At 63.2% G+C, this 16,660-nt stretch carries 12 protein-coding genes; 4 read left to right on the top strand and 8 right to left on the bottom strand.

The annotated features are described in order from the left end of the window. Nucleotides 1-37 precede the first annotated feature (37 nt). Genes KCX59_RS14780 through KCX59_RS14790 form a run of 3 tightly spaced genes read right to left on the bottom strand, consistent with a single transcriptional unit; the run spans nucleotide 38 to nucleotide 7,328 of the window. A complete protein-coding gene (locus tag KCX59_RS14780) occupies nucleotides 38-3,565 on the bottom strand; it encodes an ATP-dependent helicase (RefSeq protein ID WP_179017120.1) in 3,528 nt (1,175 codons plus the stop codon). Then, a complete protein-coding gene (locus KCX59_RS14785; RefSeq protein WP_179017119.1) occupies nucleotides 3,562-6,915 on the bottom strand; it encodes an ATP-dependent helicase in 3,354 nt (1,117 codons plus the stop codon). Before KCX59_RS14785 ends, KCX59_RS14780 begins: the two co-directional genes overlap by 4 nt. Further along, nucleotides 6,912-7,328: an MGMT family protein gene (locus KCX59_RS14790; protein WP_091468671.1), complete on the bottom strand. Its 417-nt coding sequence runs from the start codon at nucleotides 7,326-7,328 to the stop codon at nucleotides 6,912-6,914. Before KCX59_RS14790 ends, KCX59_RS14785 begins: the two co-directional genes overlap by 4 nt. Nucleotides 7,329-7,394: 66 nt before the next feature. Here KCX59_RS14790 and KCX59_RS14795 point away from each other — a divergent pair, with 66 nt between their 5' ends. The 4 genes from KCX59_RS14795 to KCX59_RS14810 all read left to right on the top strand — a co-directional run bounded on the left by KCX59_RS14795 (nucleotide 7,395) and on the right by KCX59_RS14810 (nucleotide 10,890). Then, nucleotides 7,395-8,105, top strand: a complete 711-nt coding sequence (locus KCX59_RS14795) for a 3'-5' exonuclease (protein ID WP_172325483.1) — start codon at nucleotides 7,395-7,397, stop codon at nucleotides 8,103-8,105. A gap of 323 nt (nucleotides 8,106-8,428) precedes the next feature. Then, the gene (locus tag KCX59_RS14800; protein WP_091468676.1) at nucleotides 8,429-9,379 is read left to right on the top strand and encodes an ABC transporter substrate-binding protein; all 951 of its coding nucleotides are present in this window, start codon (nucleotides 8,429-8,431) and stop codon (nucleotides 9,377-9,379) included. A 12-nt stretch (nucleotides 9,380-9,391) separates the two neighbouring features. After that, a complete protein-coding gene (locus tag KCX59_RS14805; protein WP_091468678.1) occupies nucleotides 9,392-10,156 on the top strand; it encodes an amino acid ABC transporter permease in 765 nt (254 codons plus the stop codon). Then, complete coding sequence (locus KCX59_RS14810; protein ID WP_017198579.1) at nucleotides 10,153-10,890, top strand: amino acid ABC transporter ATP-binding protein; 738 nt, start codon at nucleotides 10,153-10,155, stop codon at nucleotides 10,888-10,890. The genes KCX59_RS14805 and KCX59_RS14810 overlap by 4 nt, the downstream gene beginning before the upstream one ends. 90 nt (nucleotides 10,891-10,980) lie before the next feature. Here the strand turns inward: KCX59_RS14810 and KCX59_RS14815 are convergent, their stop codons facing one another. The 5 genes from KCX59_RS14815 to KCX59_RS14835 all read right to left on the bottom strand — a co-directional run bounded on the left by KCX59_RS14815 (nucleotide 10,981) and on the right by KCX59_RS14835 (nucleotide 16,655). Then, nucleotides 10,981-12,267, bottom strand: coding sequence for a glycoside hydrolase family 3 N-terminal domain-containing protein (locus tag KCX59_RS14815; RefSeq protein WP_179017118.1), 1,287 nt, complete (start codon nucleotides 12,265-12,267; stop codon nucleotides 10,981-10,983). A gap of 113 nt (nucleotides 12,268-12,380) precedes the next feature. After that, on the bottom strand, nucleotides 12,381-13,700 hold the full coding sequence (gene hemL, locus KCX59_RS14820; RefSeq protein ID WP_179017117.1) for a glutamate-1-semialdehyde 2,1-aminomutase: 1,320 nt from the start codon (nucleotides 13,698-13,700) through the stop codon (nucleotides 12,381-12,383). Between the two features lie 44 nt (nucleotides 13,701-13,744). Then, a complete protein-coding gene (locus KCX59_RS14825; protein ID WP_179017116.1) occupies nucleotides 13,745-14,824 on the bottom strand; it encodes an LLM class flavin-dependent oxidoreductase in 1,080 nt (359 codons plus the stop codon). Next, nucleotides 14,824-15,804: a porphobilinogen synthase gene (gene hemB, locus KCX59_RS14830; protein WP_179017115.1), complete on the bottom strand. Its 981-nt coding sequence runs from the start codon at nucleotides 15,802-15,804 to the stop codon at nucleotides 14,824-14,826. The genes KCX59_RS14825 and hemB overlap by 1 nt, the downstream gene beginning before the upstream one ends. Beyond that, the gene (locus tag KCX59_RS14835; RefSeq protein ID WP_256871370.1) at nucleotides 15,801-16,655 is read right to left on the bottom strand and encodes a uroporphyrinogen-III synthase; all 855 of its coding nucleotides are present in this window, start codon (nucleotides 16,653-16,655) and stop codon (nucleotides 15,801-15,803) included. Before KCX59_RS14835 ends, hemB begins: the two co-directional genes overlap by 4 nt. Nucleotides 16,656-16,660 lie beyond the last annotated feature (5 nt).

Genomic DNA, 16,660 nt, shown 5'->3' on the forward strand with positions numbered 1-16,660 from the left:
CTGGAATCCCAGTGCCCTCCCGGGTTCCAGGGCGTTCCTACCCATCAGCGCTGGTCTTCAGTGCCTTCGCCACGATCAGCTCCAGTTCCTCGGCGCTGCCAAGATCGTGCGGACGCACAACGGCGTCGTCAGCCACATAGTAGAACGCGGCACTGACGTCCTCGAGGGGTACATCCTTAAGCCGTGCCCAAGCCAGCCTGTAAACGGCCAGCTGCACCGCCCGGGTCGCCAGCTGCTGACCCGCGGGGCGTCGCCCGGTTTTCCAGTCAATGAGTTGCCAGCGGCCGTCAGCATCGCGGAACACGGCGTCGATACGCCCACGGACTACGACGTCGCCGATACGCGTTTCCACAGGCACTTCGACGAAAGCCGGAGCGCGCTGGGACCACTCGGACTGTTTGAACGCCGCCACCATGTCATCCAAGCCGTAAGCCTCGTCGATGTGGGAGTCCGAACCCGGAGCTTCATCAAGGTCCAGCATGCCGGTTGTGCCAAAGTACTCCTCCACCCATGCATGGAATGCCGTGCCTTTGCGAGCCGAGATGCCCGGTTCGCGGGGAACGGGCCTGCGCAGCTGGGTCAGGACGGCGGCGGGGTCAGCACCGAGGTCAACGAAAAGTGAGGCAGAGATGTGGCTTGGCAGGTGGACATCCTGAACGGTCTTGAGCTGCCGTTGGCGATCCAGCAGTAGTTCGGCCTCCTGGGACCATTTCCCGGCGGCACCAGTCAATTCATCTGAAGGGGCCGTGCGGGGTTCCTCGATGTATCCCCGGACCATGGCTGCGGCGCGGTCCATCGCAAGCCGCCTGCCCGGAGTCAGCCTCAGCCGGGCGCCGGTCCGTGGGTCTGACGGTCCTTCCAAGGGATCATAGGGGAAGTGGGCAACCTCGAGCGCTGCGGTCAAGGGGCTTTCCTCAGGCAAGGCCTCTTCGGCCACCGATTCCGCATGGACCACCGCCCCTCCGACCGGCCGCGAACCGCCAACCGACTGCGTCCGGCCGGCGTCATTATCCTCTCCAGCAACACCGGCAAGAGGCGCCAGTTCGGAGAGGAAGGCAGACATGCCGGCCATTCCTGATCGCGAGCCATTCCAAGCGGCGCTGGAAGCCCACAGGACGAACTTCGCCCGGGTGTAAGCGACGTAGGCGAGTCTTCTCTCTTCGGCTTCACCGTGATGCTGGACCTCGGATTTGAAGTCCTTCTCTGCGTCCAACCATCCCTTTTGGTCAGGCTGATCGAGATCCCACTGGGGAAGGTCGGCGCGATCGCCCCGCAAGGGCCACGGCAAGGCCGCGGCGCCGGTGCTCCACCGCGAATCCCTGTTGCTGGGGAACGAACCAGCATTGAGTCCCGGGACAAAAACAACGTCCCATTCCAATCCTTTCGAAGCGTGAACGGTCAGCAATTGCACCGCTTCCCGATTGGCCTCAACGGGGGCAACATCCAAGCCGCCTTCCTCGGAGGCTGCAGCTTCCAGCCACGACAAGAACGCCAGCAGGTCAATGCGTTGCGACGTCTGCAGGAACCCGGCTGCCGCATCCTGGAAAGCATCCAAGTTGCGGCGCGCCTGATGGATGCTGATTCCCGGCTTGGCCGCTACTTCGATGTCCAGGAGCATCGCACGTTCCACTTCGCCAAGGAGTGTGGTGAGGTCGTCGCCGATGTAGCTCCTCAGGGAGCGCAGTTCCGAAGCAAGGCGGGTCAGCCGATCCAGGGCAGCAGCGCTCAGGCTCCTCCCATGTCCGGACGTCCAGCCTGGACGGGGAAGGAAGTCAAGGGCCTCCACGAGGCTTGCGGCATCGGTGATGTCGCTTTCAATCACGGTCCCTGACGGTTCTTCGTCCTGGTCAAAGGATTCAGGCTGTGCTTCCGGAGCCGACCGTCGGCGGGCCAGGAAGCGGGACCAGTCACTGAAGGCCATCAAGTCTGCCGGACCAATCCTCCACCGTGCCCCGGCCAACAACCTCATCAGGGCATCGGAACGTCCTGGATCGGCAAGGACCCGCAAGGTCGCCACCAGATCCACGATCTCCGGTGTGTCCAGCAAGCCGCCAAGTCCAACGATCTCATAGGGAATCCCCTGGAGTTCGAACTCGCGGCGGAGGCACTCCATCTGCGCCCGTCGGCGGCAGAGGACCGCCATGGTGGGCTTGACCGGAGTGCCGTCCTTCTCTTCTTCGAAGACAGTCCGTTGGTACCGACGGACATCGCGGGCTATCACTGCGGCTTCGTCCTCATCCGTGCCGAAGCGACCGATCACCACGCTTCCATCCACCGCAGCAGGGCTTGGAACCAACGCGGGGACTGAGACGTTGCTCGCTGTTTCCCTCTCCCCCGCCGGACCATCCAGTGCCGCCGACCTGTTGAGGGGCGCTGCGATGGTGTTGGCGGCCCGGAGGATGTTCCTGCCGTTCCGCCAAGCGGTGGTCAGATACGAAGTGGGGGCGACGGAATAGGATTCAGGGCCGCCGGAGGGGTCCCCATGCCGGACGGGAAACTCCTGCACAAAGTGGAAGAGCTGGCCGGCGGAAGCGCCTCGGAAGCCGTATATCGATTGGTTGGGGTCGCCCACCGCAGTAACTGCGTGGCCCTGACCGAAAAGACGGGAGAACAGAACAAGCTGGGCGTGGGAGGTGTCCTGGAACTCATCCAGGAGCACTACTTTGTAGCGGGCACGTTCAGTGGAGGCGGCGAGCGGAATATCGCTCGCAATTCGGGCTGCGAGCGCCACGAGGTCGCCGAAATCAAGGACACCGCGATGGCGCTTCGCTTCCTGGTAACGGACCACCATGTCGGCAACGCTGGCGCGTGTCCTGAGCATGGCCGCAAGTTCTCCTGCGGCCTGCGTTGGATTCTTCTTGGCCCCGGCCACGTAGGGAAGCTGCTCAAAGGCGTGAGCGCGCTCCAGGACCCATTCCCGCACTTCCCCCGGATTCTGAAGGTGCTCTGCGCACTCCCCGGCCAGCTGGATGACTGCATTGACGAGCGTGGATTTGGCGGCAGTGAAGTGCTCGTAGTCGCCGTCATATGCTTCCACGACTTCGCTGGCCAGCTGCCAGGACTGTGCGCCTCCCAGCAAGACGACGTCCCGCTCGATGCCCAACCGCAGGCCGTAGTCAGACACGATGCCGCTTGCATAAGAGTGGTACGTGGACACTTTGGGTTCGAGGTCGTCTGCCCCGAGAAGTCCCTCCGCGAAGCCTATGCTGCCATCGTCCGCCACCGCTATCCGCTGGAGCGTGGCCAGCTTGGACCGTATCCGGCTCGCCAGCTCTCCGGCAGCCTTGCGGGTAAATGTCACGCCGAGGACTTCTTCAGGGCGCACCCAGCCGTTGGCCACCAGCCACACCACACGGTCCGCCATGGTGGCCGTCTTCCCCGAACCTGCCCCGGCAATCACCAGGCGCGGAGAAAGCGGGGAGGCAATGATGGCCGCCTGCTCAGGCGTAGGGTGGTTCTTTTCGCCAAGGATGTTGGCCAGCTCAGAAGGAGAGAACCTTGGCTCCGGGACTGCCTCGACGCCCGGGTTGCTGGTGGCAAAGCCGTCCAGGAGTTCGGTTGTCATTCGGTGACCTGCTTTCCTCTGGCGCACAACGGGCAAACGTCCGGTAGGCGGCATCCATGGCCGCCATACCCGCCCTTGCCGGGGTCGTGCCGTGCTTCGAACGTTGCACCGGCCATCAGCGCAGCCGCCTCATTCACCAGCCCCTCGGCCCAGTTGTCCGAGGGATCCAACGGATCCTGCTGCTGTACCGCCGGGCTCTTGGTCTTGGTCCCAAGTTGGGCCAGCACGGCGCCGCCGGGGGCTAAGCCGTCCGCGGACGCCGCAAGAGAGCCGGCGCCGGGTGTTTCGTCCCCTTCCCCGGCGTCCCGGAAGGCACCTTTGAGGACGGCGGCCTGGTAGGCACCCAGTTGTGGGTGCTTGGCAACCTCCGCTTTGCCTGGTTGCCGTTTGCCGGTCTTGAGGTCAACGATCACGAGCCTGCCCTCCGGATCGATCTCAAGCCGGTCCACCTGGCCGCGGAGTACTGCGTGGCGAGTGGCCTCCCCTTCAGGAGCAGGGAAACCACCGACAGCGCCGTCGTCCAGGGTGACATCAGGTAGCTGAACTTCAAAGTCGTGCTCCACGGCCAGCAAGCTTCTTCCGTCGCCGCGCATGATGAGCACGTACTGTGCCAACTTCCGAACCATCAGTTCCGCCCGCTGGAAATCGAGCTTCCCTTCCCAGTTGTCCTTCATGCCCAAAGCGGGCCACCGGCGTACGAGCTCAGCCACGTACTCGGCTCCTGAAGCATCGGGAAGCTCTTGGGCAATGCTGTGGACCAAAGTGCCCAGGCTGCGTGCGAAGTCGGTGGCAGCTTCCCCTCCGGCGGCTTGGACGAACCAGTCCAGCGGCGACTTATGGACAGCTTCCACTTTGGAAGGCGAGACGGAAACGGTACCGCCGGGTGGCACCACGGGTTCCTGGGAACTCAGCGCCGCCAAACCCCACCACGTGTCCGGATGTGCACCCGGAACGGGTGGTTCCGTGCTGGCGAGCCTGGCCAATATCCGGGCGGCCTCGTGCGAGGTATGGGCTTCGCCGCTACCGGAGTCTTCCAACTGGGCGTGCTGCCGCAGTTCTGCGACCAGGGCCCGCAAGGTCATGGGACGGTCAACGGGGGTGTAATCACGCTTGTACTCACCGGCCTCCAGGGGCGCCACGTAGTCCAGGAAAGCCGAGGGTTGCTCGTCCTCGGAAGACACCGCGGTGCAGATCAATACTTCTCGAGCTCGGGAAACGGCGGTCGAAAAACTCCTGAGTTCGTCGTAACGAATATCCCGGAGCCTGCTCAGGGGCCCGCGCCGAAGGGCGTAGTCCACTCCATGCTCCACTGCATCGGCGTAGACAGTGCTGCCCAGCAGCTCTCCACGCAAACGGGTGTTGGGCCATACGCCTTCCTGGAGACCCGCAACGATCACCACCGGCCATTCCCGCCCGGCTGCGCTTGCGGGGGTCATGATCTCCACGCAGGCCTCCAGCTGTGCCCGCGCGGCAAGGGTGTCCATGGGAAGTTCCTGGTTCAGCAAATAGTCCAGGAACTGTTCAGGACCCGAACCGGGCAGTTGGTCCACGAACCGTTCGGCTGTATGGAACAACGCCATCATGGCGTCAAGGTCCCTATCGGCACGTGCACCGGCATTGCCTCCCTCAAGTGCCATTTCTGCCCAGCGGGAAGACAAGCCGGTGGCGTGCCACAACGCCCACAGCACGGATTCCGCGTTGGCACCGGGTTCCGCGGCGGCGGCGGAACCGGCTGCGATCATGCGGGCGAGCCGACGGGCAGAACTGCCTTCAATACCCAGCGACGCCAGGGCACCGGGCTGAAGCAGTGCCTCAACCAGCAAAGCGTCGCTGGACCGGCCGCCACCGCCCAGAAGCTCCTCGCGGCGCAGGGACTGTCGGAGCCTGCGCAGTTCGATGGCCGTAGCTCCGCCGATGCGGGATGTAAGGAGGGAAACCGCAGTTTCCGGAGTCAGCTTTGCCGGGTCCAGGACAATGGCAAAGGCCTCCAACAACGGACGCACCGCGACTTCGTCACGGACGGCCGAGTCTGCCACTGGAACACGAACCGGGATCCCCTGCCCGCTCAGGTAACGCTGCAACTGGGAAATCTGCCCACCGTTCCGGACGATCACCGCGATGTCGCTGAACTCCCGCGATTCCCGCAGCTGAGCCTCGAGGATGCGCTGTGCAACGTATCTCAACTCGTGGACAGCTGACGGCAGCACATGACCCTCCACGCGACCATTCCGCGCAGATGCAGTATGCATGCCTTCCGGATGTTGCGGTTGTTCCATTTGCCTGGCCAACTGGCCACCCGAGCGCTGCGAGATGTGGCTCGCGACCCGGGTCCACGCCTCAGCTACCTCAGGCGCATGCCGGTGGGTAACCGACAGCGGGCGTTCGAGAACGTTTTGCTGTGTGCCGCCCAGCAGTGTTGGCAGCTCTGACACCAGGTCCGGGCGTGCGCCGCGGAATCCTTGCACGACGGTATCCGGTGAGTAGGTCACCACGACGTCTTTGCCTTCGCCGATGTCGGCAAGGAGCTCGAACACGGCAGGATTCGATTCCTGGGCGTCGTCCACGAGGATGAGTTGGAGTCTTTCCCTCTCGGCAGCCAGGAAGGCCGGCGAGTCTTGGAAAATCTGCCGCGCCGTGGTGATGATTCCAGCAGGGTCAAAGGCCTCAGGCATACGGAGGTCCAAGACATCCCGATACTCGCTGTAAAGTTCGGCAGCCGCCATCCAATCAGGCCGTCCGCACTCGTAGGCCAGCCCAACCAGGTCCTCTGCGGTGCGCCCCGATTCGATGATGCGGTCGAACAACTGCCGGATCTCGTGACGGAAGCCGCGGGTGGGAAGTGCCGCTGCCAGATCCTCCGGCCAAGGCAGCTGGAATCCCGGACGGGAGTGGCCTTCCAGCAACTCCTTGATGATGAGGTCCTGTTCGGGGCCTGACAGAAGCTTCGGTGGCCGCGTCAGCGGCAATATGCCTTCCGCCTTGGCCCGCCGGATAACGTCGAAAGCGTAGGACGCCCAGGTTCGTGCCGGCGTCGTACTGAGGCTGCGGTCCAACCGCCCTGTGAAGGTATCGCGCAGAGCCGCTGCGGCGTGGCGCCCGGGAGCAAGAACGAGAATCTGTTCCGGGTCCAGGCCATCCTCGCGGACGCGGCGGACTGCGGCTTCCACCAGCACAGTTGATTTACCCGTTCCCGGCCCCCCGGGCACGAGGACAGGGCCGCTCCCCTGTGGGAGGGCAACGACCGCACTTTGGTCCGGAGACAAAACAGGAGCCGCATAGTGGGTCTCACGCGGCGGGAGCAGCCGGAGGGCTGCCGGTGCTTGGCGGGTTTTGGCAGGAGTTGCGGTCACACAGTCATTTCATCATCGGGCACCGACAATTTATGGAGTTGACGCTCCAACTGGTCCGAGATCACATCCAGTTGGTCGAAATCGGAGTCGGCAGGCGTCCATCGGGCCGCTGTCAGGTCGACGCGCCAACGGCCTTCGCCCGTCCTCAGGAAGGCCTCGTATGCGCCATGCAGCGGGGTGGCTTCCTCCAAGTAATGCTGCAGGGCGGCGACTTCGTGACCTGGTGGCGCTTCCCCGCTGGCCCTAAGGACGCGCCACCAGGCGACCGAGCTGCCATAATGGCTCATCACTGCGCCGACCTGCCGCGGCCCACCGGCTCCCAAAAGCTCTGCGACGTCACCGTAGGAAACCGCCGAACCCGACGGAACAAGGTCCACAACGGCCAGAACCGCTGTCACATACTCCATCCGCATGTGTTCAGCGTAACGGCAGGAGTGTCGTGCCCGAATAGTGTCGGACCCAGCCGGTAGCTTGAAGACATGAGCTCCTGGAACACCCTCTCCCGCGCCGCATTCGACCTCGAGACCACCGGGAAAAACTCACGGTCAGCGCGGATCGTCACAGCTTCCATCACGGTCGTGGATGCCCACGGGGAGCTCATCGCAGAGCACGAGTGGCTGGCAGATCCCGGTGTCGAAATCCCGCTCGAAGCCAGCGAGGTGCACGGTGTCACTACAGAGAAAGCCCGTGCAGAGGGCCGCCCGGCGGCCGAGGTCACGCGCGAGGTGGCCGGTGTACTCCAAGGGCTGTTCGACGACGGCACTCCCGTCATTGCTTTCAACGCCAGCTACGATTTCACGGTGTTGGCGGCCGAGTCCGCCCGCTACGGGGTCCCCCAACTCAGCCGCTTCCCCGTGCTGGATCCCTATGTGATGAACAAGCAGGTGGACCGTTACCGCAAGGGAAAGCGCACGCTTACCGCTTTGTGCGAGGAGTACGGTGTGGACCTGACAAACGCGCACACCTCAGCTGCGGACGCTCTCGCTACGCTCCGGGTATTGGATGCAATGGCCGGCAAATTCCCCAAGTTGCAGATGCCGGCGCCGGCGTTGCATCAGCTGCAAGTAGACTGGGCGGCATCCCAGGCCGCTGATTTCCAGCAGTACTTGCGGCGCAGTAAGCCCACTGCAGTCATCGAGGGCGAGTGGCCGGTCCTCCCGCCCGAAGACGCAAGCCGGGGCGGCTTCTAGCCCCGGAGAGCAGGCGACCGCCTCCTTTTGCGACGCAAGTCACAGCAATTTCGGGAACCCGTTTTTCAGGGTTGTCCGCCCGCGGATTCCACGCGAGCCTCCGCCGCCGGAATAGTCCGGAGCCAGAAGGTCTGTTGACGGGAACTTTGTTCGGCCAAATCGACTGCAGGCAATCATTTCTTCGATTCACCGCGCGCCAGTGGGCTGGTGACATAATTAAGTTTGGCGGGTTGAAGTCTGCTAGAGCAGCCAACCTTCGTATTGCTGCCGCATTCCCCGCCCACCGCGAAACGTCCCCGTGACTCGATGAAAGTGATTTCTTCATGAAATTCAAAGCCCCTAAGTGGCTGTCTGTTGCCCCCGTGGCCGCAGCCCTGGTGATTTCCCTGGCAGCATGCGGCGGAGGAACCTCCGAGCCCAGCGGCTCGCCGACCGACGCTTTGGCCGGCAGCGACCAGAAGTCGCTGGACACGTTTACTACCGCTGAAGTGACTCCGCTGGACAAGATCGACAAGTCCAAGCTGGGCCTTATCACCGACGGCACCCTGCGCGTGGGCACCCTTTCCGACGCCCCGCCGAACATCTTTATTGATCCTTCCGGCAAGTTCACCGGCTACGACAACGAACTCCTGCGCGCCATTGGTGACAAGCTGGGCCTCAAGGTGGAGTTCGCCTCCACCGACTTCTCGGCGCTCCTGTCCCAGGTGGGCAACAAGCAGTTCGACGTCGGATCCTCCTCGATCTCCACCACGGACGCCCGCCGCAAGACTGTTGGTTTCACCAATGGCTACGACTTCGGCTACATGGCAATCGTGACCAAGAGTGACTCCAAGGTCACCGGCTTCGCGGACGTCAAAGAAGGCCTGCGCATCGGCGTTGTCCAGGGCACCGTCCAGGATGACTACATGACCAACACGCTGAAGATCGAGCCGGTCCGTTTCCCTGATTACAACACCGTTTACGGCAACGTAAAGAACGGCCAGATCGATGCTTGGGTTGCACCGTCCCAGCAGGCCGAAGGCCAGGTCAAGGAAGGCGACAACACCAAGATCGCAGAGAAGGTTGTCAACACCCAGAACTTCACCGCGTATGCCGTGAACAAGGACAACCAACCGCTGATTGATGCCCTGAACTCCGGTCTGGACGCTGTCATCGCTGATGGAACCTGGGCCAAGCTCACGGCCGAGTGGTACAAGGACCGTCCGACTGCCGCCGAGCAGACCCCCCAGGGCTGGAAGCCGGGCAGCAAGGCCGTCCAGCTCCCCGCCAAGTAACCAAGGCGTTCCATGGATATCCTCAATCAATTAGCCGACACCTTCTTTGACTGGGAGGCGATGGGCGAAGTCATCCCCAAAATGTTCGCCGTCGGTCTGCCCAACACCATCGTCCTGGCTGTCGTCTCGGGCATCATCGGGACCGCGCTCGGGATGTTGCTCGCCCTGATGGGGATCTCCCGGAATGCCGCAGCACGGTGGGTGGCCCGCATTTACACGGACATTCTCCGCGGGCTCCCTCCGGTGCTGACCATCCTGGTGATCGGATTCGGCTTTGGCCCGATCATTCGTGAACTAACCGGCTCCACCAGCCCATACCCCATGGCGATCGCTGCCTTGTCCTTGATGTCCGGCGCGTATATCGGCGAGATTTTCCGCTCAGGCATCCAAAGCGTGGACAAGGGCCAGCTGGAGGCGACCCGTGCCCTCGGGTTCAGCTACGGCTCGTCCATGCGCCTGGTGGTAGTGCCGCAAGGCATCCGCCGCGTTCTTCCTGCGTTGGTCAACCAGTTCATCGCGTTGATCAAGGAATCGTCACTGGTCTTCATGCTTGGCCTCCTGGCAACAGAGCGTGAGATCTTCCAGATTGGTAAGGATGCAGCTGCCAACAGCGGCAACCTGTCCCCCTACGTGGCAGCAGCCATCTTCTATCTGGCGTTGACCATCCCGCTCACGCACTTCGTGAACTTTATTGACGCCCGGATGCGCGCTGGACGCCCGGAGAAGAAGGAACCGGACGAGGCAGCCGCCGTCGTAGGAAAAGGAGCGCAGGCATGAGTGAATTCGCATCAGGCACGTTGACGGCGAAGAACATCCACCTGTCGTTCGGCAGCAACCATGTGTTGCGGGGCATCGACCTGCACGTCGAGAAGGGCACCACGGCCTCCGTTATCGGCCCGTCCGGCTCAGGCAAGTCAACGCTGCTTCGAGTAATGAACCGGCTTATCGAGCCGGATCAGGGCGACATCCTGCTGGATGGACGTTCGGTCCTTAAGGACAACCCGGACGAACTGCGTCGCCGCATCGGCATGGTCTTCCAGCAGTTCAACCTTTTTCCGCACAAGACGGTGGCTGAGAACATCTCGCTGGCACTGCGCAAACTCCGTGGCATGTCCAAGGAACAGGCGCGCGACGAGGCATTGGCCCAGCTGGACCTGGTGGGTTTGAAGCATAAGGCGGATTCCCGTCCGGCAAACCTCTCGGGCGGACAGCAGCAGCGTGTGGCGATTGCCCGCGCGCTGGCCATGAAGCCTGAGGTGATGTTCTTTGACGAAGCTACCTCCGCGCTGGACCCGGAACTCGTCAAGGGTGTCCTTGCGCTCATGACGGACCTGGCCCAGGGAGGCATGACCATGGTGGTGGTAACCCACGAAATGGGCTTCTCACGCAACGTCTCGGACATCGTGACCTTCATGGACGCCGGCGTGGTGGTTGAATCCGGGCCTCCGGAGCAGCTGTTCACGAATCCGCAAACGGAACGCCTCCAGGGTTTCCTTTCGGACGTCCTCTAAGGACCCCTTAGCAGGATTACACCCGCTACAAAGAACCCCGCCTTCCAAGCGAAGGCGGGGTTCTTTGCCGTTCACACTGCTTTGGGGCCGCTACTGATTGGCCTTGACGCGCAGCACCGTGAGCGCGGCGGCATCCACCTTGGCTCGGAAGGCAGGATCGGACGTGGCCTTCTGCACCACCGCCTGGTGCATCGCCGGAATGCTCGCGGGATCGGCGCATACCAGCATGGTTCCCCCAGCGCCGAAGAAGTTCAGGGCACGCTCGGCATCGGACCATGCTTCCAGCTGGGCCGCACTGCAGAGGTCATCCGAAAGAACTATCCCCTTGAAGCCGGCGTCAGCACGCAGCATCGTGTCCATCACTGTCGATGAGAATGGTGCGATGTTGGCGGCGTCGATCTTGTCATAGTAGGCATTCGAAACCATGACCCACCTGGCGCCTGATTTTATGGCCGCGTGGAACGGCCCCAGTGCGGGATCGTTCCGGGTGGTCGCCGCGTCACGGACATCGCTGGTGACGTCCGTGTTGGGAACTACCCTGCCAAGCCCTGGGAAGTGCTTCACTACCGGGGCAACGCCGGCATCCTTCATGCCATCGGCAAAGGCATTGCCCAGCAGCGAAACGTTGGCTGGGTCGTAGCCGTACTCCCGCTGGAAATGGCCGATGGGGGCATTGGAGGGTGCAAACTGTGGGCTCGTCACTGTATCCAAGACCGGTGCGAGGTTCACGTTGATGCCTACGCTGCTAAGTTCCTTCCCCCACGTTGCAGCATCCGCGCGAAGTCTTGCCGCCCCGGAGGACGCCTGGACCAGGGCCGTGGGAATGGTGGAGAAACCCGGACCGGAGAGAACCTGGACATATCCACCCTCTTGGTCGGTGGCCACAAAAAGGGGTACCCCGCCGGTTGTGGCGGCAGAGACCGTGCCTGTCAGCGAAGACACAAGGGACGCCGTCGGGGCAGTTCCGGCCTTGCTGCGTCCGCTGAGGTAAACGTTCCCGGCGTGATACTTCGTCAGCGCTTCCATGGTTCCCGGTTCGGGGCCGCTGGCCTTGGCTGCCACCATGAACAGTTGTCCCACCCGCTGCTCAAGGCTGAGAGCGGCGAGCTGCTGCTCCGCAGCTGACGGCGTGCTCGGCGCCGGCACAGGCGCCACGGAGGGAGCCGGGGAAGGAACCGCTGGCTTGGTAACTGACGCCGGCGGGGACGAGGGAGCCTGCGTGCCTGACGGCGAAGAAGGAGCCACCGATGGTGTCCCCTCGGCCGAATTTTGGCCGGAGTTCGTTTGGCCAGTGGAACATCCGGCCGCCGAGACCAGAAGCACTCCGGCGGTGGCGATGCTGACACTCAATGATGCAAAGGAAGGGGACTTGCGCATGGTAAACCGTAAATTCGTTGGGGGTGGGGTTTCCACCTACGAGCCTACCCCGATCGGACGCAACAATGCCCCGGACCATTGCTTCAAGCAGTCGCCCGGGGCATCATCAAAGATCAGGCCGAGGCGCCCGCTGCGGCCTTCGCTGCGGCTGGGAGGGCATCAATAATCCGGTTCATCGCAGCGTCGTCATGGGCAGCGGAGAGGAACCAGGCTTCGAAGACCGACGGCGGGAGGTAAACGCCGGAATCCAGCATGGAGTGGAAGAACGGGGCGTATCGGAAGCTATCCTGCCGCTGGGCGTCGCCGTAGTTGTGCACGCCGTGGGAAGAGGTTCCAAACGCAACCGAGAAGAGGTTGCCCGCCCGCTGGATGGAGTGGTCCACGCCGGCGTCATCAAGGGCGGAGGAGAGCGCAGCTGAGAGTTCCAGCGAACGGGCATCAACATAGGCGTAGACCTCAGGAGTTGCATTGGTCAACGTCGCCACACCTGCGGCCATGGCCACGGGGTTTCCGGACAGCGTACCGGCCTGGTAAACCGGGCCCACGGGCGCGAGATAGTCCATGACGTCGGCACGGCCGCCGAGTGCCGCCGTCGGCAGTCCGCCGCCGATGACCTTGCCGAAGGTGAGCAGGTCCGGAGCCCAGCCTTCCTGGCGACCGGTCAATCCCCAGTAGCCGGCGTAGCCGGTACGGAAGCCAGTAAGGACTTCATCGAGGATCAGGAGTGCACCGTGTTCCTTGGTGATGCGGGACAGGCCCGCGTTGAAGCCTTCGCCCGGGGTGACGACGCCCATGTTCGCCGGAGCCGCTTCCGTGATGACAGCAGCGATGTTTTGGCCGTGGGCAGCGAAGGCAGCCTCAACGGCAGCAAGATCGTTGTAAGGCAGAACCAGAGTCTCAGCTGCGGTGGCCTCTGTGACACCGGCAGAGCCGGGCAGTGCCAACGTGGCGAGGCCGGATCCTGCGGCTGCCAGCAGTCCGTCAAGGTGCCCGTGGTAGCAACCGGCAAACTTGATGATCAGGTTGCGGCCGGTGAAACCGCGGGCCAGGCGAACGGCCGTCATGGTGGCTTCGGTTCCGGTGGACACCATCCTCAAACGTTCCACGGCGGACACCCGGTCCTTGACGATCGCGGCAAGGTTGGCTTCATCCGGCGTGGAAGCTCCGAAGGAAAGGCCGCGGTCCACAGCTGCGTGAACGGCGTCGAGCACGGCGGGGTGGGCGTGGCCCAGCAGCGCCGGCCCCCAGGAGCACACGAGGTCTACGTATTCCTTACCGTCTGCGTCCGTCAAGTAGGCGCCCTTGGCGGACACCATGAACTTCGGAGTGCCGCCCACTGACCCGAAGGCGCGTACCGGCGAGTTCACGCCGCCGGGCATCAGGGACCGGGCACGGTCGAACAGTTGATCGGACACGGGGGTGTTTGACGTCATGGTACCTATTCTTTCAGTGATTCAGGGAGCGGCATGGCCGCCACCTAGGATGCTGCGGCCAGCAACTCAGCAACCCTCGGGGCTACCTCGGTGCCGTAGAGCTCGATGCAGCGCATCATGGATGGATGCGGCAATGTTCCATTGCTGTATTTGAGGTCGAAGCGGTCCACACCAAGGTTCCGCTTGAGTAAGACGATTTTCTGCGCCACGGTTTCCGGGGAGCCAACGTAGAGTGCGCCTTCGGGGCCGCACATGGCATCAAACTCGCCACGGTTCCCTGGACCCCAGCCGCGTTCGGAACCAATCCTGTTACGTTGCTCCAGCCAATGCGGGAAGAGTTCCTCGCGGGCAACATCGTCCGTGTCAGCGATGAAACCGGGTGAGTGCGTTGCGATCTGACGCATCGGATGTCCGTACTTGGCCATCGCCTCACGGTACAGGTTGACCAGCGGTGCGAAGCGGCGGGGCTCTCCCCCGATGATGGCGAAAATAATGGGGTACCCATATTCGGCACAGCGCAGCACGGACTCAGGTGTACCTCCGACGCCGATCCAGGCCGGCAGCAAATGGTGCTGCAATTTGGGGTATACCTGCAGCCCGTTGACGTTGGGCCGCGTGCGCCCCTCCCAATGAACCGGTTTCTGTGCCCGAACCTTGTCGAACAGCTCCAGTTTTTCCTCGAACAGGACTTCGTAGTCCGCCAGGTCCAAGCCAAACAGCGGGAACGACTCCACGAACGAACCCCTGCCGAGCATTACCTCAGCCCTGCCGTTGGACAACGCGTCCACTGTGGCGAAGCGCTGGAAAACCCGGATCGGATCATCTGAGCTGAGCACGGTAACGGCCGACCCCAAGCGAATCCGTGAGGTAACTGCGGCTGCCGCAGCAAGGAAGACCTCGGGCGCCGACACAGCGAAATCGCGGCGGTGGTGTTCGCCCACACCAAAGGCATGGATTCCGACGGCGTCAGCCAGCTTCGCTTCCTGCAGCAACTCACGCAGGACGCGCGCATGCTCCTTCGGGTTCCCATCGGCATCCACACCGGCGTCGCCAAAAGTGTTCAGGCCGAGCAGGATCTCGTTGGCCCCTACCGGAGCGGTGGGGTCGGAGGAAACGGATGTCATCAGGACTCCTTCAGCCAGCCTGCCAGTTCGGAGGCCCAGTAGGTCAGGACGGTGTCTGCCCCGGCACGCTTGATGCCGAGGACGGATTCGGTGATGGCACCGCGCCTGTCGATCCAGCCGTTGGCCGCGGCCGCTTCGATCATGGCGTACTCGCCAGAGATTTGGTAGGCCGACACCGGCACAGGGCTCATGGCTGCAACGTCGGCCAGGATGTCCAGGTAACTCATTGCGGGCTTGACCATGACCATGTCGGCGCCCTCTTCGAGGTCCAGCTCAACTTCCAGGATGGCCTCCCGACGGTTGGCAGCGTCCATCTGGTAGGTCCGGCGATCGCCCTTGAGCTGGGAATCCACGGCCTCACGGAAGGGGCCGTAGAACGCTGACGCGTACTTGGCAGCATAGGCAAGTACGGCCGTGTTCTTGTGTCCGGATTCCTCCAGTGCCTGACGGATCACCGCTATCTGGCCGTCCATCATTCCCGAGGGGCCCAAGACATGGGCTCCGGCGTCGGCCTGGGCGACTGCCATCCGGCCATAGATCTCCAACGTGGCGTCGTTGTCCACATAGCCATCGGAATCAAGGACGCCGCAGTGGCCGTGGTCCGTGAATTCGTCGAGGCAAACGTCGCCCATGATGACCAGGTCATCGCCGACCTCGGCCTTGACGTCACGAATGGCCTTGTTCAGGACGCCTTCAGGGTCCAGCGAGGCGGTGCCTTGCGCGTCACGTACCGCGGGCACGCCGAACAGCATGATGCCGCCAACGCCCAACTCCACGGCTTCCGCGGCCGCCCGCTTCAGGGACTCGGTGGTGTGCTGGACGACCCCCGGCATGGAACTGATGGGGCTCGGCTCGGTAAGTCCCTCCCGGATGAACGCTGGAAGGATCAGGTCCGCGGGCGCCAGACGGGTCTCGGCGGTGAGCCTGCGCATGGCGGGAGTTGTGCGCAAGCGGCGGGGACGATGGTTCGGAAAGCTCATTGCGGGTTCCCTTCGTTGGCGAAAATAGACTCCAGGGCGGCCACAATGCCGTCCGGGGTTGGTTCTTTGGCTGTGACTGCAACGGCGAGGCCGATCCGCGAGGCCTCCGCCGCCGTCGGACGCCCGATGGCGACTAAGCGGCAGGTGCCCAATGCAGGAAATAATTGGGCGATACGACGTGCAGCGCTGGGAGAAGCAGCCACTATTGCGTCCAGGGTTCCGGCATCGAGTGCGGTTCGTGCCTCTTCAGGGCTGAGCGTTGCCGGAACGTCTGGTGCGGAAAGCACGACGCCGGACGGTAGTTCCGCTGTTAGGCGGAGTTCCGCACTGGCAGGGTAATCGACCGTGTGGTAGGCGACAACGGACGTGACGTCCGCGCCGGTGGCGGCCAGGCCGTCCCGCAGGCCGGGCGAAGCGATATCAGCCTGAGGCAGGAAAACCCTTCCATTGGACGCCTCCCATACAGCAAGCAAGCCCTCGGCCGACTGGACTTCCGCCGGCGCCAAGGCGATAGTGAGGCCGACGGATTCAAGGACCTGACGGGATGACGGACCGATGGTGGCCACCTTCGTATCGGCTGGGACAAGGTCAGCGAGGGCGATGCCGCGCTGAGAAGCTTTCTCCAACAGAACCCGCACGGTAGTGATGCTGCTGATCACCATCCAGTCGAAGTCGCCGGCCACCAAACGGTCCAAGGCGGCGTCAAGGGGAACCTGGTTTCCCGCCTTCTCAAAATCGATGAGCGGCAGCACCAGTGGCTCCGCTCCCAAACCGGTCAAAAGCGACGCCAGCGGACGCGCACGGTCGGCGGTCCTGGTAATCAGGACGCGCCGACCGGTCAGCCCGTTCAATTCAT

The sequence above is a fragment of the Paenarthrobacter nitroguajacolicus genome, assembly GCF_051027655.1.
Taxonomy (GTDB): Bacteria; Actinomycetota; Actinomycetes; order Actinomycetales; family Micrococcaceae; genus Arthrobacter; species Arthrobacter nitroguajacolicus.